General features: G+C 67.4%; 18 protein-coding genes. 6 read left to right on the forward strand and 12 right to left on the reverse strand.

Going from position 1 to position 22,466, the window contains the following annotated elements:
- Window positions 1-30 precede the first annotated feature (30 nt).
- The 4 genes from PLC66_RS02135 (at window position 31) to PLC66_RS02150 (ending at window position 4,544) form a co-directional block, all read left to right on the forward strand.
- On the forward strand, window positions 31-1,083 hold the full coding sequence (locus PLC66_RS02135; protein WP_324537445.1) for an AraC family transcriptional regulator: 1,053 nt from the start codon (window positions 31-33) through the stop codon (window positions 1,081-1,083).
- 78 nt (window positions 1,084-1,161) lie between these two features.
- A complete protein-coding gene (locus PLC66_RS02140; protein ID WP_503012167.1) occupies window positions 1,162-3,258 on the forward strand; it encodes a PAS-domain containing protein in 2,097 nt (698 codons plus the stop codon).
- Entirely contained in the window at window positions 3,255-3,983 is a 729-nt protein-coding gene (locus tag PLC66_RS02145; RefSeq protein WP_324537447.1) for a response regulator transcription factor, read from the forward strand. Before PLC66_RS02140 ends, PLC66_RS02145 begins: the two co-directional genes overlap by 4 nt.
- Window positions 3,984-4,067: 84 nt before the next feature.
- Window positions 4,068-4,544, forward strand: a complete 477-nt coding sequence (locus tag PLC66_RS02150; RefSeq protein WP_324537449.1) for a VOC family protein — start codon at window positions 4,068-4,070, stop codon at window positions 4,542-4,544.
- An 18-nt stretch (window positions 4,545-4,562) separates the two neighbouring features.
- Here PLC66_RS02150 and ypfJ read toward each other — a convergent pair whose 3' ends face one another.
- From ypfJ to scpA, 6 genes are all read right to left on the reverse strand, one after another.
- A complete protein-coding gene (ypfJ, locus tag PLC66_RS02155; RefSeq protein WP_324537451.1) occupies window positions 4,563-5,429 on the reverse strand; it encodes a KPN_02809 family neutral zinc metallopeptidase in 867 nt (288 codons plus the stop codon).
- Between the two features lie 99 nt (window positions 5,430-5,528).
- Window positions 5,529-6,932, reverse strand: a complete 1,404-nt coding sequence (locus PLC66_RS02160) for a KamA family radical SAM protein (RefSeq protein WP_324537453.1) — start codon at window positions 6,930-6,932, stop codon at window positions 5,529-5,531.
- A 438-nt stretch (window positions 6,933-7,370) separates the two neighbouring features.
- Entirely contained in the window at window positions 7,371-9,359 is a 1,989-nt protein-coding gene (accC, locus tag PLC66_RS02165; protein WP_324537455.1) for an acetyl-CoA carboxylase biotin carboxylase subunit, read from the reverse strand.
- 22 nt (window positions 9,360-9,381) lie between these two features.
- Window positions 9,382-10,914 carry an acyl-CoA carboxylase subunit beta gene (locus PLC66_RS02170; protein WP_324537457.1) on the reverse strand — a complete coding sequence of 511 codons (1,533 nt, stop codon included), beginning with the start codon at window positions 10,912-10,914 and terminating at the stop codon, window positions 9,382-9,384.
- A gap of 63 nt (window positions 10,915-10,977) precedes the next feature.
- On the reverse strand, window positions 10,978-11,961 hold the full coding sequence (gene meaB, locus PLC66_RS02175; protein ID WP_324537459.1) for a methylmalonyl Co-A mutase-associated GTPase MeaB: 984 nt from the start codon (window positions 11,959-11,961) through the stop codon (window positions 10,978-10,980).
- Complete coding sequence (gene scpA / locus PLC66_RS02180; RefSeq protein ID WP_324537461.1) at window positions 11,961-14,135, reverse strand: methylmalonyl-CoA mutase; 2,175 nt, start codon at window positions 14,133-14,135, stop codon at window positions 11,961-11,963. The genes meaB and scpA overlap by 1 nt, the downstream gene beginning before the upstream one ends.
- A gap of 361 nt (window positions 14,136-14,496) precedes the next feature.
- On the opposite strand from scpA, the gene PLC66_RS02185 reads away from it, so the two are divergent.
- Window positions 14,497-15,171, forward strand: a complete 675-nt coding sequence (locus PLC66_RS02185; RefSeq protein WP_324537463.1) for a GntR family transcriptional regulator — start codon at window positions 14,497-14,499, stop codon at window positions 15,169-15,171.
- A 12-nt stretch (window positions 15,172-15,183) separates the two neighbouring features.
- Here PLC66_RS02185 and paeA read toward each other — a convergent pair whose 3' ends face one another.
- From paeA to PLC66_RS02200, 3 genes are all read right to left on the reverse strand, one after another.
- A complete protein-coding gene (paeA, locus tag PLC66_RS02190; protein ID WP_324537465.1) occupies window positions 15,184-16,497 on the reverse strand; it encodes a polyamine export protein PaeA in 1,314 nt (437 codons plus the stop codon).
- A gap of 211 nt (window positions 16,498-16,708) precedes the next feature.
- Entirely contained in the window at window positions 16,709-18,385 is a 1,677-nt protein-coding gene (locus PLC66_RS02195) for a cation acetate symporter (protein ID WP_324537467.1), read from the reverse strand.
- The gene (locus PLC66_RS02200; RefSeq protein ID WP_503012168.1) at window positions 18,385-18,705 is read right to left on the reverse strand and encodes a DUF485 domain-containing protein; all 321 of its coding nucleotides are present in this window, start codon (window positions 18,703-18,705) and stop codon (window positions 18,385-18,387) included. The genes PLC66_RS02195 and PLC66_RS02200 overlap by 1 nt, the downstream gene beginning before the upstream one ends.
- A 167-nt stretch (window positions 18,706-18,872) precedes the next feature.
- Here PLC66_RS02200 and PLC66_RS02205 point away from each other — a divergent pair, with 167 nt between their 5' ends.
- Window positions 18,873-19,655 (forward strand): enoyl-CoA hydratase/isomerase family protein, encoded by a 783-nt coding sequence (locus tag PLC66_RS02205; protein WP_324537469.1) that lies wholly within the window; start codon window positions 18,873-18,875, stop codon window positions 19,653-19,655.
- A gap of 46 nt (window positions 19,656-19,701) precedes the next feature.
- Here PLC66_RS02205 and PLC66_RS02210 read toward each other — a convergent pair whose 3' ends face one another.
- Genes PLC66_RS02210 through PLC66_RS02220 form a run of 3 tightly spaced genes read right to left on the reverse strand, consistent with a single transcriptional unit; the run spans window position 19,702 to window position 22,459 of the window.
- Window positions 19,702-20,328 carry a DUF3299 domain-containing protein gene (locus PLC66_RS02210; protein ID WP_324537471.1) on the reverse strand — a complete coding sequence of 209 codons (627 nt, stop codon included), beginning with the start codon at window positions 20,326-20,328 and terminating at the stop codon, window positions 19,702-19,704.
- Between the two features lie 41 nt (window positions 20,329-20,369).
- On the reverse strand, window positions 20,370-21,665 hold the full coding sequence (locus PLC66_RS02215; protein WP_324537473.1) for an ABC transporter permease: 1,296 nt from the start codon (window positions 21,663-21,665) through the stop codon (window positions 20,370-20,372).
- Complete coding sequence (locus PLC66_RS02220) at window positions 21,662-22,459, reverse strand: ABC transporter ATP-binding protein (RefSeq protein WP_324537475.1); 798 nt, start codon at window positions 22,457-22,459, stop codon at window positions 21,662-21,664. Before PLC66_RS02220 ends, PLC66_RS02215 begins: the two co-directional genes overlap by 4 nt.
- Window positions 22,460-22,466 lie beyond the last annotated feature (7 nt).

A 22,466-nucleotide genomic window follows, 5' to 3' on the forward strand; every position in this document is an offset into this window, starting at 1 on the left:
CGCGACACGCGCAATCGGGCATCGGTCGCCATGGGTTTCGTCACTGGCATGCTGTCGGGCATGCGCCGTCAGGGGCGCAACCCGGCGCCGCTGCTCGCCGCCACCGGCATCGACCTTGCAGACGCCGCCAGCCGCATCCCCTTGCACCGCTACGCGGCGCTCTACAACCGGGTCATCGCCGAACTGGAGGACGAGGGTTTCGGACTGTTCAGCCGCAGCATGCCGCCGGGCTGCTTCGAGTTCCTGTGCCGCGGCATGCTCGGCGCCCCCACCCTGGCCGAAGCGCTCGGCCGTGCCGGGCGCTTCATGCGCATCGTGCTGCCCGACCTGGAGGTCGCCGTCAGCAGCGCCGCCGACCGCGCCGAACTGCGCATCACCGAGCGCCTGCCGCTCGGCCACGGGCGCGACGATCCCGCGCGGGTGTTTGCCTTCGAGTGGCTGCTGCGCCTGCTGCACGGCGTCGCCAGCTGGTTCGTCGGCCGCGGCCTCGCGCTCGACGCGGTGGACTTCCCCTACCGCCGCCCGCCGCACGCGGACGACTATGCCCTCGTCTACACCGAGCATTCGCGCTTCGCAGCGGACACCGACGCGCAGGCCGAAGACGATACGCGCAGCCCCCTCGTTGCCCGCTTCCAGGCCAACCTGCTCGACCTGCCGATCCGGCGTGACGAAGCGGCGCTCGCGGCCTTCCTCGACGGCGCCCCGGGCAAGATCTCGATGCTCTACCGCCGCGACCGCGAGATGGTGTTTCGGGTGCGCGACCTGCTGCGCGACGCCCTGCCACGCAACCTCACGGTCGCCGAGGTCGCACGCAGCCTGCACCTGTCCTCGCGCTCGCTGCACCGCCGGCTGGAGGAAGAAGGCTCCGGCTTTCGCACCATCAAGGATGCCATGCGGCGCGACATCGCGCTGTCCCGCCTCGCCAAGACGCGCCAGCCGATCGCCCGCCTCGCCGCCGAGCTCGGCTATGCCGACACCTCGACCTTCTATCGTGCCTTCGTGGCGTGGACCGGCGTCTCGCCCGAACACTTCCGCCGCCGCCTCACCGCCAGCGATACCTCCACCTCGAGCGGGATGACCTGAGGCCGTGAAGGACAATGCACACAGCGGCTGCGCGCACTTTGTGCAAACATCGCAGCGTCCCTCCACGCACCACGCCGAATGGCCGAACCTGACACGATGACGACACCCGCCAGCCCGACGCCGGACCTCCCCGCGCTGACGCCCGAACTGCGGCGCCGGCACGACCTGCTGCTGGCCGGGCTGGACCTGCTCGATCAGGCCATCGCGGTGTTCGACACCACACCCAAGCTGGTCACCTGGAACAAGGCCATGGTGCGCCTGCTCGACTTCCCCGAGTCGATGATGCGGGTCGGCACCCCGTTCGAGGATTTCGCCCGCTTCAACGCCGAACGCGGCGAATACGGGCCCGGCGACATCGACACCCTGGTGCGCGAGCGCGTCGCCGCGGCGCGCAGTTTCCAGCCCCACTACGCCGAACGTGCGCGCCCCAACGGCCGCCTGCTCGCCATCCGCGGCGTTCCCATCCCCAACCTCGGTTTCGTCTCGCTATGGACCGACATCACCGAGCAGCGGCGCTACGAGGCGGTCATCGAGCAGCAGAACGCCCAGCTCGAGGAGCGGGTGCGCGAGCGCACCGCCGAGCTCGAGGCGGCCAACGCCCGGCTGGGGCAGGCCAACATCGAGATCGACGATATCGCCGCCGCCCTGCGCCGCAGCGAGAACCGCCTGCAGCTCATCATCGACTCCATCCCCGCGCTGGTCGCCTACGTCGGCAGGGACGACATCTACCGGTTCGCCAACAAGGGTTACGCCGACTGGTTCGGCTTCGCCAAGGACGAGATCGTCGGCCGCAGCATCCTCGACGTGTTCGGCCCAGACAGCTATGCCCAGATCCTGCCGCATCTCGAGCGGGCGCGCGCCGGCGAGCGCGTCAGCTACGAGTACGCCCGCCACCTCACCGATGGGCGCACCGTGCATGCACGCAGCGTCGTCGTGCCCGAGACCGACGGCACCGGTCGCACGGTGGGTTTCTTCGTCATGTCGATCGACATCACCGAGCAAAAGGCCAGCCAGGCCGCCCTGATCCAGGCGCAGAAGATGGAGGCGGTAGGCCAGCTCACCGGTGGTCTCGCCCACGACTTCAACAACCTGCTCACCATCATCATCGGCAACCTGTCGACGCTGCAGAGCCGCATCGGCGGCGGCTCGGGCGCCGAGTTCGTCACCCCTTCGCTGCAGGCCGCCCGTCGCGGCGCCGAACTCATCCGCCGCCTGCTCACCTTCTCCCGTCGCCAGTCGCTCGAGCCGACGGCCGTCGAGGTCAGCGCCCTGGTGCACAACATGACCCACCTGCTGGTGCGCACGCTGGGTGAAACCATTCGCGTGCGCCTGCGCCTGCCCAGCAATCCGCTGTACGCGCTGGTCGATCCGCACCAGCTCGAGAACGCCATCCTCAACCTCGCCATCAACGCCCGCGACGCCATGCCCGAGGGCGGTGAGCTGACCATCACCGTCAAGGCGCGCAGCCTGGAGGCCAAGGTCGCCGCCGTCGGCGAACTCGCCCCCGGCAATTATGTGCAGATCGACGTCAGCGACACCGGCACGGGCATCGATGCCGCCCTGCTGCAGCGCGTGTTCGAGCCCTTCTTCACCACGAAACCTTTCGGCAGCGGCAGCGGTCTGGGCCTGTCGATGGTGTATGGCTTCGTGCGCCAGTCCGGTGGCAACATCCGCATCCGCAGCACGCCGGGCGAAGGCACCCACGTGCGCTTCGTGCTGCCGACGACGGATGCCCCGCAAGCCATGGCGCAAGCCCCTGCCGCGGCCGCACAGCCGCAGCCGGTGCTGGACGGCCCGGTGCTGCTGGTCGAGGACGAGCCGGAGGTACGCAAGGTGGTCCGCATGCAGCTCACCGCCTGCGGCTACCCGGTGATCGAGGCCAGCAACGGCGTGGAGGCCCTGCAATTGCTCGAGAACGTGGACGACATCGCCCTTCTCGTCAGCGACACGGTAATGCCCGGCGGCATCGGCGGGCGCGAGCTCGCCGCGCGCGCCCGCCTGCTGCGCCCCACGCTGCCGATCCTGCTCGTCACCGGCTACGCCAGCGAAAGCGCCGCCACCGGCACCCCCACGGCTGACGTGCCCACGCTGCGCAAACCCTTCGACCAGGCGACGCTGCAGGCCTGTCTGGCAAACCTGCTCGCCCCACCTATACCGGAGACCGGCCCACGATGACAACGACGCCCGCCGAGGCCACCCCGCCCGCGATCTTCGTCCTTGAGGACGACCCCGAGATCGCCCGCCTGATCTGCATGAGCCTGGCCGAATACGGCTTTCGCGGCGAACACCTGAGCACCGGGCGCCAGTTCCTGACGCGCGCCCGCCAGGCCGCACCCGACCTGTGCATCATCGACCTCGGCCTGCCCGACATGGACGGCATGCAGGTCGTGCGCGAGCTGCAGGACGGCAGCCCCTGCGCGGTGCTCATCCTCACCGGACGCAACGACGTCACCGACCGCGTGCTCGGGCTGGAACTCGGCGCCGACGACTACATCGTGAAGCCCTTCGAGCCGCGCGAACTCGTCGCCCGCGTGCGCTCCATCCTGCGCCGCTACCAACGCTCCGCCGCCCCCGAGGCCAGCGCCGAGCGCAGCCTGGCGCGTTTTTCGGGCTGGACCTTCGACGCCAGCCGGCACGCGCTGACCGCCGCGGACGGGCGCGAAATCGGCCTTTCCGCGGCCGAAGCCAGCCTGCTCGGCACCTTGCTGCGCCGCCCGAACAAGATCCTGTCACGCGAGCAATTGCTCGGCGAACGCGACGTCGACCCCTTCGACCGCAGCATCGACGTGCGCATCTCGCGGCTGCGGCGCAAGCTCGACGACGACCCGCAGAGCCCGCGGCTGATCAAGACCGTGTACGGCGCCGGCTACCTGTTCGCCGCGCAGGTGAGCTGGGAATGAACACGCTGCACCGCAGGTCCGCCACGCACGTTGCATCTGTCGCTATAATTATGGATTATTAATCCACTACAGCGGAGAACCGCCATGTCGCAGCGCCCCTTCAAGATCCTCGGCATCCAGCAGATCGCCATTGGCGGTCCCAGCAAGGACAAGCTCAAGACCCTGTGGGTCGACATGCTCGGCCTGGAGGTCACCGGCAACTTCGTGTCCGAGCGCGAGAACGTCGACGAGGACATCTGCGCCATGGGCGCCGGCCCGTTCAAGGTCGAGGTCGACCTCATGCAGCCGCTCGACCCGGAGAAGAAGCCGGCAGTGCACACCACCCCGCTGAACCACGTCGGCCTGTGGGTGGACGACCTGCCGAAGGCGGTCGAGTGGCTCAGCGCCAATGGCGTGCGCTTCGCCCCGGGCGGCATTCGCCGCGGCGCGGCGGGCTTCGACATCACCTTCCTGCACCCCAAGGGCAATGAGGACTTCCCCATTGGTGGCGAAGGCGTGCTGATCGAGCTGGTCCAGGCGCCGGCCGAAGTGGTCGATGCCTTCGCCCGCCTGGCCGGCTGAGGCGCGATCGCCCTGTGCCTACAGGGCGGACGCCGAGAAGGTGTCGCAGGCGCCCAGCTCACCGCGCTGCAAGCCGATGCGGAACCAGCGCACGCGCTGCGCGGCGCTGCCATGCGTGAAGCTGTCGGGCACGACGTAGCCCTGCGCCTGCTTCTGGATGCGGTCGTCGCCGATCGCACTCGCGGCCGCGAGCCCCTCCTCCACGTCGCCCGCCTCGAGCACCTGGCGGCTGCGCTGGGCGTGATGGGCCCACACGCCGGCAAGGCAATCGGCCTGCAGCTCGAGGCGCACCGAGAGCTGGTTGGCCTCGCGCTCGGACACGCGCTGACGCGCCTGCTGCACCTTGCTCGAAATGCCGAGCAGATTCTGCACATGGTGGCCGACCTCGTGCGCAATCACATAGGCCTGGGCAAAGTCGCCCGGCGCGCCGAAGCGGTGGTGAAGCTCGTCGAAGAAGGACAGATCGAGGAAGACCTTGCCGTCGGCGGGACAGTAGAAGGGCCCCATCTGCGCCTGGCCCACACCGCAGGCGCTGCGCGTGGCACCGGTGAAGAGCACCAGTTGCGGCTCCTGGTAGCGCGCACCCCCGGCACGGAAGATCGGCCCCCAGGTGTCCTCGGTATCGGCCAGGACCATCGACACGAAGCGCGCCGCCTCATCCTCGGCCGCAGGACGTGGCTCGCCCGGCGCGCGGGATTCGATCGCCGGCGGCGCCACCACGCCGGTGTTGAGCACCACGCTCGGGTCGATGCCGAAATACATCGCCACCAGCACCAGCACGACCGTGCCGATCCCGATCCGTCCGCCACGTCCGCCCAGCCGCGGCCCGCCCTGCCCGCGCCGGTCCTCGACGTTCCGGCTTTCCCTGCCGTTGCGAAAATCCATGGGGCCGCTCCCTGCGCCGATCGATGATCCAATCTTAGCAGCCGCCCCAGACAAAAGAGCCCGCGACGGCGGGCTCCTTGTTCATGATCGAGCGGGGGTTCAGGCCGTCGCAAGACGCTCCCGGCGGATGGCCTGGTATTCGTCCTGCCAGAACCACTTCTCCTCACCGAACGCCGGCACGAGCTGATCAAGCCAGGTGGCCTTGTCGTCGTACTTGGCGAAGAAGGGGCGCTGCACCCAGTCGGGGTTGCGCCCCTGGATGAAGCGCAGCACGAAGACCTTCTCGCCGCCGATCTCGGTGATGCCCTGGATCTCCACCTTGCCAGGGCTGGCGCTCATGCTCGGGCCACGCGCGGTGCGGGCGAGGCCCGAGACCTGCTGGATCGCCTGCTGGTAGATCTCCCAGGCGCGCACCAGAGGCACCTCGAAGTAGTTGCGCGCGCCGGTGTCGCGCTCGACGAACATGTAGTACGGCACCAGGCCGAGCTTGACCTCCATCTTCCACAGCTTGGCCCACACCGCCGGGTCGTCGTTGATGTGGGCGATGAGCGGACCCTGGGCGCGGATGACGGCACCGGTGGCGCGCACGCGGCGGATGGCGGCCTGGGCGGCCTCGGTATCGAGCTCCTTCCAGTGGTTGTAATGCGCCATCAGGGCGACGTGCTTGCCCGACTCGACGAGTTGGGTGAGCAGGCGCATCAGGTCGTCGGCGTCTTCCGCGCCGAGGAAGCGGTGCGGCCAGAAGGTGAGCGCCTTGGAGCCGATGCGGATGGTCTGGATGTGATCGAACTCGGGCTGCAGCAAGGGCTCGAGGTAGTCGCGCAGGTGACGGGTCTTCATCACCATCGGGTCGCCGCCGGTCACCAGCAGGTCGGTGACTTCGGTGTGCTGGCGCAGGTAGTTGTGCAGCGCCGACGCTTCCGACGAGGCGATGCGCAATTCCTTGTCGCCGACGAACTGCGCCCAGCGGAAGCAGAAGGTGCAGTAGCTGTGGCAGGTCTGGCCCTGGCTGGGGAAGAACAGCACCGTTTCGCGGTACTTGTGCTGCATGCCGTCGAGGCGATGGCCCTCGTCATCGAGCGGCATGTTCATCTGCATCTGGTCGGCCGGATGCGGGTTGAGGGCGTGACGCACCTCGTCGATGGCACGCTCGAGTTCGTCCTTCGGTGCGTCGCGGCGCAGCAGCTCGGCGATGCGCTCGTAGTGCTCCGGCGCAAGCATGCCGCGCTGCGGGAAGGTGAGCTGGAACAGCGGGTCTTCGGGCACCTTGTCCCAGTCGATGAGCTCGTCGATCACGTACTGATTGACGCGGAAGGGCAGCACCGACGACACCACCTTCATCTCGAAGCGCTGCTCGGCGGATAGCTTCGAGAGATGGGGGATGCGGTCGAGGTCGCGCTGCGTATAGACCTTGAAGGGCACCGGCTCGAACAGCTCGGCGCTGGATTGGGTCTCCGCTGCGCGCGGGCTCAGGGGCTTGAGGGCATGCACTTGTGCGCTCATGGAACGTCCTCCTTGTGTGCGACTGCTTCATGTATGGCGGGCGACGACGCGTGCGCCGCCCACAGCCCTGCCCCGGATGTGCGTGCATCAGGTGTGGCGATCAGCAGGGATAAGCTCGTAGACCAGGCCGCGGGACGCGACGACTGGCAGTTTCATCGCCCGGCGCGCGAAGGCCGGGTTCATGCGGCCATTGAGGCGCGCCCGCCGGCTGCGGGGCGATGGGTGCGGGGCCGCGTTCGCGGCCCGCTTTGCAGCTCGGCGAGGCGCATCATATGTCACCAAGTTGTTTTGCGCAAATACGACTGAACGAAGCGCGGGAAAGTTCCGGCGCGCAGTGCACAAAAAAAGGGCCTGCTTGCGCAGGCCCCCGCCGACAGGCACCCGGGCACATGGCCCGGGTCTCCCTCCCCATCGATCAAAACGAATATCGGATAATGATCACTCGAACTCGATGATGACTTCGTCCACCGACAGGCTGGCGCCCGGCCTGGCGACGATCTTCTTGACCTTGCCGTCCTGCTCGGCCTTGAGCACGTTCTCCATCTTCATCGCCTCGATGATCGCGAGCTTCTCGCCCGCCTTGACTTCCTGGCCCTCGGCCACCGCCACCTCGCGCAGCAGGCCGGGCATCGGCGACAGCAGGAACTTCGACAGGTCGGGCGGCAGCTTCTCGGGCATCAGCGACAGCAGGTGTGCGGCGCGCACCGTCATCACCATCGGCTCGACCTGCAGGCCGAAGTGGGAGATGCGGTAGCGCAGGCCACGACGCTCGATCTGCAGGCAGATCGGCGCGCCATTGACGGTGCCGGTAAACAGCAGGTCGCCGAACTTCCAGTTGGAAACGATGTTGTAGGTGCGGCCTTCATGCGTCACGGCCAAGCCGCCGTCGATGGCCTGGGTGTGCACCGCGTACTGCTTGCCGCCCATCACCACCACCCAGTCGGACGCGACCTTGCGACCGTGGCCGGCGAGCTGACCTTCGATCTGCACCGCGCGCTCGATGTAGCGGCTGCGGGCAAAGGTGGCGACGGCGGCCAGCAGTGCTGGATCGTCGTGCGGCACCATCGAGGCGTCGAAGCCCTGCGGGTACTCCTCGGCGATGAAGCCGGTGTTGAAATGTCCCGAGCAGAAGCGCGGGTGCTGCAACAGCGCGGCCTGGAAGGGGATGTTGGAGCTGATGCCGCGGATGACGAAGGCGTTGAGCGCGTCACGCATGCGCTCGATGGCCTGCTCTCGGTTCGCACCGTGCACGATCAGCTTGGCGATCATCGAATCGTAGTACATCGAGATCTCGCCGCCCTCGTACACGCCGGTGTCGACGCGCACGCCGTCGCCTTCGGCCGGCGCCTGGAACTTGACCAGGCGACCGGTGGAGGGCAGGAAGCCGCGGAACGGGTCTTCGGCGTTGATGCGGCATTCCATCGACCAGCCGTTGATCTTCACGTCGGCCTGGCTGAGTGGCAGTTTTTCGCCGTAGGCGACGCGGATCATCTGCTCGACGAGGTCCAGCCCGGTGATCAGTTCGGTCACCGGGTGCTCGACCTGCAGGCGGGTGTTCATCTCGAGGAAGTAGAACTCCTTGGTCGCGCCGGAGACCACGAACTCGACCGTGCCGGCCGATTCGTAGTTCACCGCACGCGCCAGGGCCACCGCCTGCTCGCCCATGGCCTTGCGCATCTCGGGGTCCACGAAGGGGCTGGGCGCCTCCTCGATGACCTTCTGGTGACGGCGCTGGATGGAGCAGTCGCGCTCGTTCAGGTAAACGTAGTTGCCGTGCGAGTCGCCCAGCACCTGGATCTCGATGTGGCGCGGCTCGAGCACGTACTTTTCGATGAAGACACGGTCGTCGCCGAAGGCGTTGCGCGCCTCGTTGACGCAGGAGGCGAAGCCTTCGTGCGCCTCCTTGTCGTTGAAGGCCACGCGCAGGCCCTTGCCGCCACCGCCGGCCGAGGCCTTGATCATCACCGGGTAGCCGATGTTCTTCGCGATCTCGACCGCCTCGTCGGGGCCGGAGATGGCGTCGTTGTAGCCGGGGATGGTGTTCACGCCAGCGGCGATCGCGAGCTTCTTCGACTCGATCTTGTCGCCCATTTTGGCGACCGAATAGTGCTTCGGGCCGATGAACTTGATGCCTTCCTCTTCCAGGCGACGCGAGAACTCCGCGTTCTCGGACAGGAAGCCGTAGCCCGGGTGCACCGCCTCGGCGCCGGTCTGCTTGCAGGCGGCGATGATCTTGTCGATGACGAGGTAGGACTCTTTGGACGGCGCCGGGCCGATGCACACGGCCTCGTCGGCCATGTCGACGAAGAGCGCGTCCTTGTCCGCCTCGGAATGCACTGCGACGGTGGCGATGCCCATCTTGCGGGCGGTCTTGATGACGCGGCAGGCGATTTCCCCGCGGTTTGCAATCAGGATCTTCTTGAACATGTATGTATTCCTCGTGCGGCAATCAGAGCGGGATGTTGCCGTGCTTGCGCCACGGGTTCTCGAGCTGCTTGTCCTTGAGCATCGACAGCGAGCGGCAGATGCGCTTGCGGGTCTCGTGCGGCATGATCACGTCGTCGATGAAGCCGCGCGCGCCGGCCACGAAGGGGTTGGCAAAGCGCTGCTTGTACATGGCCTCGCGCTCGGCGATCCTGGCCGGGTCGTTCTTTTCTTCGCGGAAGATGATCTCGACCGCGCCCTTGGGGCCCATGACCGCGATCTCGGCGCTCGGCCAGGCAAAGTTGACGTCGCCGCGCAGGTGCTTGGACGACATCACGTCGTAGGCGCCGCCGTAAGCCTTGCGGGTGATGAGGGTGACCTTGGGCACGGTGCATTCGGCGTAGGCGTAGAGCAGCTTGGCGCCGTGCTTGATGATGCCACCGTATTCCTGCGCGGTGCCGGGCATGAAGCCGGGGACGTCGACCAGGGTGACGACCGGGATGTTGAAGGCGTCGCAGAAGCGCACGAAGCGCGCGGCCTTGATCGAGCTCTTGATGTCGAGGCAGCCGGCCAGCACCAGCGGCTGGTTGGCGACGATGCCCACCGGCGAGCCTTCCATGCGCGCGAAGCCGATGATGATGTTCTTGGCGTAGTCGGGCTGCAGCTCGAAGAAGTCGCCGTCGTCGACCATCTTGACGATCAGCTCCTTCATGTCATACGGCTGGTTGGGGTTGCTCGGCACCAGGGTATCGAGCGAGTGGTCGAGGCGGTCCGCCGGGTCGACGCAGGGCACGACCGGCGGCTTGTCGCGGTTGCTGCCGGGAATGTAGCCCACCAGGCGGCGGGTCATCATCAGCGCTTCGACGTCGTTCTCGAAGGCGAGGTCGGCCACGCCCGACTTCGTCGTGTGGGTCACCGCTCCGCCGAGCTCCTCGGCGGTGACTTCCTCGTGCGTCACCGTCTTCACGACTTCGGGACCGGTCACGAACATGTAGGACGAGTCCTTGACCATGAAGATGAAGTCGGTCATCGACGGCGAATACACCGCACCGCCGGCGCACGGCCCCATGATCAGCGAGATCTGCGGCACCACGCCCGAGGCCAGCACGTTGCGCTGGAACACGTCGGCGTAACCGCCGAGCGAATCGACGCCTTCCTGGATGCGGGCGCCGCCCGAATCGTTGAGGCCGATGACCGGCGCGCCGACCTTCATCGCATGGTCCATGACCTTGCAGATCTTCTCGGCGTGGGTCTCGGACAGCGAGCCGCCGAACACGGTGAAGTCCTGCGAGAACACGAACACCAGACGACCGTTCACGGTGCCGTAGCCGGTGACGACGCCGTCGCCCGGGATATGATCGGCGTCCATGCCGAAGTCGTTGCAGCGGTGCTCCTTGAACATGTCCCACTCTTCGAAGCTGTCGTCGTCGAGCAGCAGCAGGATGCGTTCGCGGGCGCTCAGCTTGCCCTTGGCGTGCTGAGCGTCGATGCGCTTCTGGCCACCGCCGAGGCGGGCCTTTTCGCGCTTTTCCTCTAGCTGGCGGATGATGTCGTGCATTGATGACCTCCTGTCGGATCTCTGTATTGCGTCGGGCCGGCCGCTACGACGGCCCCTTGTTTGTCAGGCTTGCAGATGGCCGAGCAGCCGCAGCGCGGCGACGGAGGGGGTGGTGCTGCCCTCCTCCACCGCCCGCGACAGCGCCGGCAGTTCGTCCTTGACCCGGGGATGGCTGCGAAAGCGGCTGCGCAGCCCCGAGTCGATCATTTCCCACATCCAGGCCAGGGCCTGGTGGCGCCGCTTGGCGTCGAGCTCGCCGGACGCGGTGAGCGCCTGGCGGTAGTCGGTCACCGCCCTCCAGAATTCGGCGATGCCGTCCTTCTTCAGTGCCGACAGCGTCAGTACCGGCACCGTCCAGTTGGGGCTGGCCGGGCGCAGCATGTGCAGCGCGGTCTTGATCTGCGACTTCGCCCGCATCGCCGCCGCCGGGTCGATGTCGGCCTTGTTGATGACGATCAGGTCGGCGATCTCCATGATCCCCTTCTTGATCGCCTGCAGGTCGTCGCCGGCATTGGGCAGTTGCAGCAGGCAGAAGATGTCGGTCATGCCCGCGACCGCGGTCTCGCTCTGCCCCACCCCCACGGTCTCGACAATGACCACGTCGAAGCCGGCGGCCTCGCACACCAGCAGGGTTTCGCGCGTCTTCTCCGCCACCCCGCCCAGGCTGCAGGCCGAGGGGCTGGGGCGGATGAAGGCGGCAGTGTTCTGGCTCAGCAGCTCCATGCGCGTCTTGTCGCCGAGGATGGAGCCGCCGGTGACCGAGGACGACGGATCGACCGCCAGCACAGCCACCCGCAGCCCCTGCTCGATGAGGTAGAGACCGAGCGCTTCGATGAAGGTGGACTTGCCCACCCCCGGTACGCCGGAGATGCCCACCCGCATGGCCCCGCCGGTGTGCGGCAGCAGGGCTTCCAGCACATGGCGGGCACGCGCCTTGTGGTCCTCGCGCAGGGACTCGATGAGCGTGATCGTCTTCGCCAGCGGACGCAGTTGACGGCCGAGCACGCCCTCGACCAGCGCGCGGTCGGCGGTGTCGAGCGCCGTCATCAGGCCTTGGCGCGGGCCGCGCGGATCTGCTTCAGCACTTCACGCGCGGCGGCCGGGATCGGCGTGCCGGGCCCGAAGATGCCCTTGGCACCCGCGGCGTAGAGCGCGTCGTAGTCCTGCGCCGGGATCACGCCACCGACGAAGGTGATGATGTCATCGGCGCCGAGGCGCTTGAGCTCATTCACGATCTGCGGCACCAGCGTCTTGTGGCCGGCGGCGAGGCTGGAGCAGCCCACGGCGTGGACGTCGTTCTCCACCGCGTGGCGGGCGGCTTCTTCCGGCGTCTGGAAGAGCGGGCCGATGTCGATGTCGAAGCCGAGGTCGGCGAAGGCCGAGGCGACGACCTTGGCGCCGCGGTCGTGGCCGTCCTGGCCGAGCTTGGCGATCATGATGCGCGGGCGGCGGCCTTCTTCGGCAATGAAGGCCTCGATGTCGGCCTTCAGGGCCTTCCAGTCTTCCTGTTGTTCCACGACGGCTCCATAGACGCCGGACACGGCTTGCGGGTTGGCACGATAGCGGCCGAACACCTTCTCCAGCGCATCCGACACCTCGCCGACGGTGGCGCGCAGGCGCACGGCCTTGACCGAGAGGTCGAGCAGGTTACCCTCGCCGGTCTCGGCGCACTTCGTCAGCGCATCCAGCGCAGCTTGCACGGCGGCGGCATCGCGGCTGGCGCGCACCTGGGCCAGGCGGGCGATCTGCGACTCGCGCACCGCGTGGTTGTCGATGTCGAGGATCTCGATCGGGTCTTCCTTGGCCAGCTTGTACTTGTTGACGCCGACGATGACGTCCTTGCCCGAGTCGATGCGCGCCTGCTTGTCGGCGGCGCACTCCTCGACCTTCATCTTGGCCCACCCGGACTCGACCGCCTTGGTCATGCCGCCCATGGACTCGATCTCTTCGATCAGCGCCCAGGCCTTGTCCGCCATGTCCTGGGTGAGCTTTTCCATCATGTAGGAGCCGGCCCAGGGGTCGACGACGTTACAGATGTGGGTCTCTTCCTGGATGATGATCTGGGTGTTGCGCGCGATGCGGGCGGAAAACTCGGTCGGCAGCGCGATGGCTTCGTCGAGCGCGTTGGTGTGCAGCGACTGGGTGCCGCCGAACACCGCCGCCATCGCCTCGATGGTGGTGCGCACGACGTTGTTGTAGGGATCCTGCTCGGTGAGCGACCAGCCCGAGGTCTGCGAATGGGTGCGCAGCATCATCGACTTGGCGCTCTTGGGGTTGAACTGCTTCATGAGCCGCCACCACAGCAGACGCGCGGCGCGCATCTTGGCGATCTCGAGGTAGAAGTTCATGCCCACCGCCCAGAAGAAGGACAGGCGGCCGGCGAAGGTGTCGACGTCCATGCCGGAGTTGATGCCGGTGCGCACGTACTCGACGCCGTCGGCGAGCGTGAAGGCGAGCTCGATCGCCTGGTTGGCACCCGCTTCCTGGATGTGGTAGCCGGAGATCGAGATGCTGTTGAACTTCGGCATGTGCTGCGCGGTGTAGCCGAAGATGTCGGCAATGATCTTCATCGACGGCGTGGGCGGATAGATGTAGGTGTTCCGCACCATGAACTCTTTGAGGATGTCGTTCTGGATCGTGCCCGAGAGCTTGTCCTGGCTGACGCCCTGCTCTTCGGCGGCGACGATGTAGCCGGCGAGGATGGGCAGCACGGCGCCGTTCATGGTCATCGACACCGACACCTTGTCGAGCGGGATGCCGTCGAACAGGATCTTCATGTCCTCGACCGAGTCGATCGCCACGCCGGCCTTGCCGACGTCACCCGTCACCCGCGGGTGGTCGGAGTCGTAGCCACGGTGGGTGGCGAGGTCGAAGGCGACCGACACGCCCTGACCGCCGGCGGCGAGCGCCTTGCGGTAGAAAGCGTTGGAGGCCTCGGCAGTGGAGAACCCGGCGTACTGGCGGATGGTCCACGGCTTGACCGCGTACATGGTGGGCTGCGGGCCGCGCAGGAAAGGCTCGAAGCCGGGCAGCGTGTCGGCATGCTTGAGGTCGGCGGTGTCGGCCTTGGTATACAGCGGCTTGACCACCAGCCCCTCGGGCGTGATCCAGTTGAGCTTGCTGATGTCGCCGCCCGGGGAATGCTTGGCGGCGGCCTTGTTCCAGGCCTCGAGATCAGGCTGCGGATAGGTGGGCTCGTTGGCGTCGTTGGTCTGCGACATGAAAAACCTCTTTGCTTCGGCAGCTCACGGAGCCGCGGGTCGATAAGTGGAACCAGGCCGACCTGATCGGGCCAGGACAGGAACAAGCCTGCGCGTGCGGGCCACTCGGCCCCCTGCGCCAACGAGGCCGCTCATGGCATGCCACGAGCGGCCGTCGACGCTCCGCCGGGCGACGTGCCCCCCTCTGCTGCACCGGGTGCATACCCGGCGCCTCCCATGCCACGTCGCGCACTGGAAGTTGACTTGTTCAACAGACGTAATAATACTTTATCCATAATTATGAGCGCAATGGGCGCGCACATCGTTTCCTCCTGCGCCTGCACTGCCCGCCTCTCGCTGCGGAATCATCACACGACACCACATGAACGCGTCCCGAATCGCGCCGATGGCGCTCTACCAGGAAGTGGCCGAGCGCCTTCGCCAGCGCATCTTCTCGCATGAACTCCCCCCCGGCACCTGGGTGGACGAGCAGGCGCTGGCCGAGCAGTACGGGATCTCGCGCACGCCACTGCGCGAAGCCTTGAAGGTGCTCGCCTCCGAGGGCCTGGTGACGCTCAAGCCCCGACGTGGGTGCTACGTGACCGAGATCTCCGAGCGCGACCTCGACGAGGTCTTCAGCGTCATGTCGATGCTCGAGGGCGAATGCGCACGCGCCTCGACCGCCCGCGCCACCGACTCCGATCTCACCCGGCTGCGCGCCATCCACGCCGACCTGGAAAAGGCCGCGGCCGCCGGCGACATCGACGGCTTCTTCGAAGCCAACCAGGCCTTCCACCGCAGCCTGCAGGAAATCGCCGACAACCGCTGGCTGCTGCACGTGATCGAGGACCTGCGCAAGGTGATCAAGCTTTCGCGCCACCACTCGCTGTTCTCCGAGGGCCGACTGGAGCAATCGCTGGCCGAGCACCGAGACATCCTGCAGGCCCTGCTCGCGCGCGACGGCGAGCTCGCAGAGCGCCTGATGCGACACCACATCCTCAGCGGCCGCGCCGCCCTCGCCCGCATCGCCGACGCAAAAGTGGAGGCGGACGCCTGAGACTGCCCGCCCTCAGCCGTCCTGAGCAGCAATGACGGCCGTGCCACTCTCGCGCGTCACCAGGACCTGGTCGATCCGGTGGTTGTCGATGTCGACCACCTCGAATTTGTAGCCGGCATACACGACGAAGTCGGTGCGCTTGGGCACCTTGCGCAGCCGGTACATCAGGAAGCCGGCGACGGTCTCGTAGTTCTGGAAACCCTCGAACACATCGATGTCGAGCGCCTGCATGACGTCCTCGATCGGCGTGACGCCGTCGATCAGCCAGGAGTTGTCGTCGCGACGCACGATGAGCTCCTCCTGGAAGGGGCTCACCAGATCACCCATCACCGTGCTCATGACGTCCTGCAGCGACAGCAGGCCGACCACCAGCGCGTACTCGTTGAGCACCAGGGCGAAGTCCTCCTTCGCGTCGCGAAAGCGTTCGAGCGCCTCGAACAGGGTGAGCGTGTCGGGCAGCATCAGCACCTTTCGCACGATCGGCTGGGTACGCAGCGACAGGTCCTTGCCATGGAGGATGCGCGGCAGGATGTCCTTGGCGTCCACATAGCCGATCACGCTGTCGATACCGTCCTCGCACACCGGGAACTTGCCGTGTGGATGCTCCGCGATCTTGCGCCGGATGCTCTCTTCCGACTCGCTGAGCGTGAGGAAGACGATGCTCTCGCGCGAGGTCATGGCCGAGGGCACGATGCGCGAATCGAGTTCGAACACATTGCTGATCAGGTGCTGCTCCTGGCGCAGCAACGCGCCCGCCTGCGCGCCGGCATCGGCCATCGCGACGATGTCGGCGGGCGTGATGTCCTCGGTGCGCACGCTGGGGATCTTCAGCAAGCGGAAGATGCGGTCGGCCAGGCCGTTGAATACCCACACCACCGGCGCCAGGATCCAGGTGCACACCTGCATCGGCTGCACCAGCGCCACCGCCACGCGCTCGGGCTGGACCAGTGCGAGGCGCTTGGGCATCAGGTCGGCGAACAGCACGAACAGCGCGGTGACGAAGCTGAAGGACAGCACGAAGCTCACCGTGCCCAGGCTCGGCCCGTCGTAAAGCGGTCTCAGGAAGGCCTCGACATAGGGCGACAAGGCCTGCTCGCCGACGATGCCACCCAGGATGGCGACCGCGTTGAGGCCGATCTGCACCACGGTGAAGAAGTTGCCCGGACTGTCCTGCAGCGCGAGCACGCGCTGGGCGTTGGCATGCCCGCCTTCGGCCATCAGGCGCAGCTTGATCTTGCGCGACGCGGCGAGCGAGATCTCGGACATCGAGAAGAACGCACTCACCGCGATCAGCACGAAAATGATGAACAACTCGTTGACCAGCACGATCACTCCTTTGGGAAAGGCCCCGCCGGAAGGCAAAACCACAGGGGATACGGCGCCGAGTCTATCACTTCGCCATGACACGCCCGGCCCTTCGGCGCCTCACAAACCCGGCGCCAGAAAAGCGAAACCCCGCGCGGCACGGGGCCGCAGCGGGGTTTCGGGACAGCACCGTCAGGACCTGCGTCCGCGGCGCTGGAGCTTCAGGCGACGGTCAGTGGGCAGACGCGGTGGCCGCGCCGACACCGGTCTGCGCACGCACGTACTGGTCCTCGAACGCTTCCTTCTCGTCCTTCGCCGCCTGGCTGCGGTCCAGCGTGGAGAACAGCCAGGTCATGAAGAAGGCGATCGGCATCGAGAACAGCGCCGGCTGGGTGTAGGGGAAGATGGCCGACTCGAAGTGCAGCACATCGACCCACACCGACTTCGACAGCACGACGAACAGCACCGCGCTGATCAGGCCGGAGTAACCACCCCACAGCGCACCCCGGGTGGTGAGGCCCTGCCAGTACATCGACAGGATCAGCACCGGGAAGTTGGCCGAGGCGGCGACGCCGAAGGCCAGCGCCACCATGAACGCGATGTTCATGTTCTCGAAGGCGATGCCGAGCAGGATGGCGACGATGCCCAGGCCGATGGTGGCGAACTTCGACACGCGCAGCTCGGTGGCCTCGTTGGCCTTGCCCTTCATGATCACGCGCGAGTAGATGTCGTGCGAGATCGCCGACGCACCGGCCAGCGCCAGGCCGGCCACCACCGCGAGGATGGTCGCGAAGGCCACCGCCGACAGGAAGCCGAGCAGCAGGTTGCCGCCGACCGCCTGCGCCAGGTGCATGGCGATCATGTTGCCGCCGCCGATGACCTTGCCACCGATCTGGCCGCCCTCGAAGAACTCGGGACTGGTGCCGACGATCAGGATGGCGCACAGGCCCATGATGGCGATGACGTTGAAGAAATAGGCAACGATACCCGAGGCGTACAGCACCGACTTGCGTGCTTCCTTGGCGTCGGTCACGGTGAAGAAGCGCATCAGGATGTGCGGCAGGCCGGCGGTACCGAACATCAGGCCAAGGCCGAGCGAGATCGCGGTGACCGGATCGGCCAGCAGGCTGCCCGGCGCAAGCAGGTTCACACCCAGACGATGCACTTCCATCGCGCGGTTGGTCAGCTCGTCGAAGCTGAAGCCGAACTGGCTGAAGGCCAGCAACCCCACGGTGGTGCCGCCGATCAGCAGCATGCAGGCCTTGATGATCTGCACCCAGGTGGTGGCGACCATGCCGCCGAAGGTGACGTAGATCATCATCAGCGCGCCGACCACGAACAGCGCGACGGTGTAGTCGAGGCCGAACAGCAGCTTGATGAGCTGGCCGGCACCGACCATCTGCGCGACCAGGTAGAAGCACACCACGGTCAGCGAGCTGACCGCCGCCATCGTGCGCACCTTGCCCTGGTTGAGGCGGTAGGCGGTGATGTCGGCGAAGGTGAACTTGCCCAGGTTGCGCAGGCGCTCGGCCATCAGGAACAGGATGATCGGCCAGCCGACGAAGAAGGCGATCATGTAGATGTAGGCGTCGACGCCCTGCATGTACATCATCGCGGTGAGGCCGAGCAGCGTGGCGGCCGACATGTAGTCGCCGGCGATCGCCAGGCCGTTCTGGAAGCCGGTGATGCCGCCGCCGGCGGTGTAGAAGTCGGCGGTCGACTTGGTGCGGCTCGCGGCCCAGTAGGTGATGCCCAGGGTCAGCAGCACGAACACGAAGAACATGCCGATGGCGTGGAAGTTGAGCGGCTGCTTTTCCATCTGGCCCATGTCGCCCTTGGCCAGCGCGAGCGCGGGCAGGGACAGGACCAGCAGGCCGGTGCCGAGGCGCGAAAGGAGCTTGGCGTTCATCATTTTTCCTCCTTCCAGGCGGCCTGGACAATTTCCTTGTTGATGTCGTCGAACTCGCCGTTGGCGCGCCGCACGTAAACGAAGGTCAAGACCCAGAAGAAGATGAACTGGAAGAGACCGGCCGCAATGCCGAAGGTGAGGTTGCTGCCCTCGAACAGGCGGGTGCCGATGAGGCCGGGCGCGAAGGCCACCAGCAGCACGAAGCCGTAGAACATGATCAGGACGATTGCCGCGAGGATGCCCGCAAAGCGGGTCCGCTTGGCCACCAGTTCCTGGAAGCGTGGGTTGCGCCGGATGTGCGCATACATTGAGACAGACACTTCTCCCTCCTCATGGATAAGCAACGTAAAACCGCATTGCCCTCCACCCTCCTTTGGCCGAGCGCTCCGTCTGACGCGGGTTATCGGCAGCGCGGATGATATATCATCCATAAGAGTCCATACCACCCCGTATGGAAAAATTTAATCGCCGATAGCCCTGCTTACCGATGAACTCGAGAATCGATTGTGAAATCAATGCCGGTGTCGCCACCGTGAGCCTGCACAACCCCGCCAAGCTCAATGCGGTCAACGCCGCCATGTGGCGCGGCCTGTCCGCCGCGATGCAAGGCATTGCCGCCGATGACAGCGTGCGCTGCGTGATCCTGCGCGGCGCCGGCGACGAGGCCTTTGCCGCCGGTGGCGACATCGAGGAATTCCGCAGCGTGCGAGCGACGGTGGACGACGCCCTGCACTATCACGAGGACCTGGTCGCCAGCGCGCTCGACGCCATCCGCCACTGTGCCGTGCCTACCGTGGCCGCGATCCGCGGCGCCTGCGTCGGCGGCGGGCTGGAGATCGCCGGCTGCTGCGACATCCGCATCGCCGGCGAGTCCTCGCGCTTCGGGGCGCCGATCAACCGCCTGGGGTTCTCGATGTATCCGGGCGAGATGGCCGGCCTGCTGGCCCTGGTGGGGCCGGCGGTGGTGCTGGAGATCCTGCTCGAAGGCCGCATCCTGGACGCGCGCGAAGCGTTGCAGAAGGGCTTGCTGAGCCGGGTGGTGGACGACGAGAAGGTGTTCGAGGAGGCGGCGGCGACCGCCACGCGCATCTGTGCCGGCGCGCCGCTGGTTTCGCGCTGGCACAAGCAGTGGGTGCGGCGCCTGATGGCGGGCGGCGCGCTGAGCGAGGCGGAAAGGCGTCAGGCCTTCGACTTCCTGGCGACCGAGGACTACCGCGAGGGGCTCAGCGCCTTTCTGGAGAAGCGAACGCCGGTGTTCAAGGGTCGCTAAAGGCACAGGTGACGCGGATCAAGCGCTTCCCGCGGGATCTTGCGCCTCAGTCGGGCAGTGGCTCGGTATCGACGTATTCCTCCACTTTCATGCCGCGCAACTGATAGCCCGCCACCCCCATCTCCGAGTCCACCCGGCCCACGGCCATCACACCCTCCACCCACACCGGCAGCATGTTCCAGCCCGCCGGCACCGGCTTGTCCGGGATCACGTGGATGAGCTGGTTGGCCGGTGGCGGCGGCACATGCACGCAGGCGCCGAAGTACGGCACGAGCAGGAACTCGCTGATCTGCTCGCCGCTGGTCTCGAGCGGCACCAGAAAGCCCGGGATGCGCACACGCTCGCCCGCGAGGCGCTCGACCACCGGCGCGCGGTCCCATTCCTCGCGCATGCGCTGCAGCGCCTCCATGGCGCGCGGATCGTTGTCGCCGAGCTCGTCGAGCCTGAGGTCGGCGAAGAAGGCCTCCGGATTCCAGTCCGCAGGGATCAGGTCGTCCCAACTGATCTCGCGAAACGCACCGACCGCGCCACCGGCCGGTGCGGCGAGGCGATCGCCGACCTGATACTCGCCGCCACCGGCCGCCGGGGCCTGGGCGAGGGCCGGTGTCAGCGCCGCTGACAGCAGCAGGAAGGATGCGCCGATCGCGGCGCGCAACACGCTTGCATTGATCATTGAAGAATCCATCTCGATAGGTTCGACATCCGCTCGCCGGTTCACACCCGGATGGTCATGCCGTCGGCGAGCGAATAGCGGTAGGCGCGCAGCGCCGGCACCAGGCTCGCCAGCACGCTGGCGCCGAGCACCGCGGCCAGCAGGCGCCATTCTCCCGCCGACGGCCAGCCCAGGCTCAGTTGCAGACCATGGTTCGCGCTCAGCCAGGGTGCCAGCGCAGCGCTCGCACCATACAGCAGCGCAAGCCCGAGCGCGATCCCGCCCAGCGCCAGCAGCACGCTCTCGAGCGCAAGCAGCGCGAACACCTGGCGCGGACTCGCCCCGAGGGCGCGCAGGATCGCGAGCTCGCGGCGGCGCTCGCCCAGGCTCGCCACCACCACCGCGACCATGCCGGCCAGCCCCACCACCACCACCAGCGCCGACACCGCGAGCAGTGCCTGCTCGGCAATGCCGACCAGGCTCCACAGCTCCTGCAGCGTGGCGCCGGGCAGGATGGCGGTCAGCGCCTCGCCGCCGTAGGTGTTGATCTCGCGCTGCACACGGAATACCGCGGTCCGGCTCTGTAGCCCGACCAGGGCGGCGGTGACCGACTTGGGCTGCAGATCGAACTTGCGCACGTGCTCGGGCGCGATGCTCAGCCCCGGGACGGGCGCGCCACCGTGCCAGTCCAGATGGATGGCCTCGATGCCTTCGAGACCGACCAGCAGCGCGCGATCGACCGGCGTGCCGCTGCGCGCGAGGATGCCGACGACGGTGAACGGCTTGTCGTCGTGGTCGGCGAAGCGCGGCCCGCCCTGCCCGCCGAGACTGCCATGGCTGAGCACGATCTGCTGTCCGAGGCGGTAGCCGAAGCGGGCCGCCACCTCGGCGCCCAGCACGACCTCGAAGATGGCGCTTGTCTCCGCGGGGGCGTCTGCAAAGGGGCGGCCCTGCGCGAAGCGCAGCGCACGCCGCTCGCCATGCCGGTAGTGCTCGAAGAAGCCCGCCGTGGTGCCGATGACACGATGACCGCGGTGCGAGTCGCCGAGCGAGATCGGCACCAGCCACTGCACCTGCGGCAGCGCGGCGATGTGCTCGATGCTGGCCCAGGACACGTTGTTGGTGGCGCTGCCGAGGTGGAAGACCGAATACAGCAGCAACTGCACCGGTCCGCTGCGCGCGCCCACCACCAGGTCGGTCCCGGAGATCGTCTGTGCAAAGCCGGCACGGGCGTCGTTGCGCAGACGCTCGACGCCCAGCAACAAGGCCACGGCGAGCGCCACCGCGACCACCGTCAGCGCCACCGACAGGCGGCGATTGGCGATGCTGCGCAGGCTCAGCGACAGCACCGGCGTCATGACGCCGGCCCCGCCGCCGGCTGCCGAGCGCGCGCTGGCCCCGTCTCCAATGCCTGCACGGCCGCACGGTTGAGACGGTCGAGCTCGAGCACGCGGTCGAAATGGGCGGCCAGGCGCTGGTCGTGACTGACGAAGAGCAGCGCAGCGCCGGCCGCCGCGCACTCTTCGAGCAGCAGGTCGATGAAGGCCTGCTGGCGGTCGGCATCGAGCGCCGAGGTCGGCTCGTCGGCCACGACCAGGCCGGGGCGTCCGATCAGCGCACGCGCCGCCGCCACGCGCTGTTGCTGCCCGACCGACAGCGCCGCCGCCGGGCGCTCGAGCAACGCCGCATCCAGGTCGAGCCGCGCGGCCAGGCGCGCCACCTCGGCCGCCGGGGTGCTGCCGGCGGCGGTCAGGCGCGCCCGCCGCTGCGGCGAGAAGCGGCACGCAAGCAGGATGTTGTCGCGCGCCGACAGCCAGGGGAGCAGGTTGAAGAGCTGGAACACGAAGCCGACATGATCGGCGCGAAAGCGGTCACGTGCCCCGGCCGACAAGGCACCGAGCGCCTGGCCGGCAACACGGACCGTGCCCGCCTGCGGCAGGACCACGCCACCGACCAGCGACAGCAGCGTGGTCTTGCCGCTGCCGCTGGGCCCGCGCAGGAACACCCGCTCGCCGGCCGCGATCTCGAGCGCGTCGAGCGCAAGGCAGTCCGCTGGCGCCCCGGGCCAGCGATAGCGCACGCCATCGAGGCGGACGGCCGCCGACGCGGCAGCAGCGGGGGTGCGCGCCGTCATCGCGGCGTCAACGCGCAAGGCGTCG

This window comes from Thauera sp. (assembly GCF_035444905.1).
Classification (GTDB): domain Bacteria; phylum Pseudomonadota; class Gammaproteobacteria; order Burkholderiales; family Rhodocyclaceae; genus Thauera.

What these genes read in the sequence shown, in the direction of transcription:
- PLC66_RS02135 (WP_324537445.1), top strand. Translation starts at nt 31, where the DNA reads ATGGGTTTCGTCACTGGCATGCTGTCGGGCATGCGCCGTCAGGGGCGC.
- PLC66_RS02140 (WP_503012167.1), top strand. Translation starts at nt 1,162, where the DNA reads ATGGCCGAACCTGACACGATGACGACACCCGCCAGCCCGACGCCGGAC.
- PLC66_RS02145 (WP_324537447.1), top strand. Translation starts at nt 3,255, where the DNA reads ATGACAACGACGCCCGCCGAGGCCACCCCGCCCGCGATCTTCGTCCTT.
- PLC66_RS02150 (WP_324537449.1), top strand. Translation starts at nt 4,068, where the DNA reads ATGTCGCAGCGCCCCTTCAAGATCCTCGGCATCCAGCAGATCGCCATT.
- ypfJ (WP_324537451.1), bottom strand. Translation starts at nt 5,429, where the DNA reads ATGGATTTTCGCAACGGCAGGGAAAGCCGGAACGTCGAGGACCGGCGC.
- PLC66_RS02160 (WP_324537453.1), bottom strand. Translation starts at nt 6,932, where the DNA reads ATGAGCGCACAAGTGCATGCCCTCAAGCCCCTGAGCCCGCGCGCAGCG.
- accC (WP_324537455.1), bottom strand. Translation starts at nt 9,359, where the DNA reads ATGTTCAAGAAGATCCTGATTGCAAACCGCGGGGAAATCGCCTGCCGC.
- PLC66_RS02170 (WP_324537457.1), bottom strand. Translation starts at nt 10,914, where the DNA reads ATGCACGACATCATCCGCCAGCTAGAGGAAAAGCGCGAAAAGGCCCGC.
- meaB (WP_324537459.1), bottom strand. Translation starts at nt 11,961, where the DNA reads ATGACGGCGCTCGACACCGCCGACCGCGCGCTGGTCGAGGGCGTGCTC.
- scpA (WP_324537461.1), bottom strand. Translation starts at nt 14,135, where the DNA reads ATGTCGCAGACCAACGACGCCAACGAGCCCACCTATCCGCAGCCTGAT.
- PLC66_RS02185 (WP_324537463.1), top strand. Translation starts at nt 14,497, where the DNA reads ATGAACGCGTCCCGAATCGCGCCGATGGCGCTCTACCAGGAAGTGGCC.
- PLC66_RS02195 (WP_324537467.1), bottom strand. Translation starts at nt 18,385, where the DNA reads ATGAACGCCAAGCTCCTTTCGCGCCTCGGCACCGGCCTGCTGGTCCTG.
- PLC66_RS02205 (WP_324537469.1), top strand. Translation starts at nt 18,873, where the DNA reads ATGAACTCGAGAATCGATTGTGAAATCAATGCCGGTGTCGCCACCGTG.
- PLC66_RS02210 (WP_324537471.1), bottom strand. Translation starts at nt 20,328, where the DNA reads ATGATCAATGCAAGCGTGTTGCGCGCCGCGATCGGCGCATCCTTCCTG.
- PLC66_RS02215 (WP_324537473.1), bottom strand. Translation starts at nt 21,665, where the DNA reads ATGACGCCGGTGCTGTCGCTGAGCCTGCGCAGCATCGCCAATCGCCGC.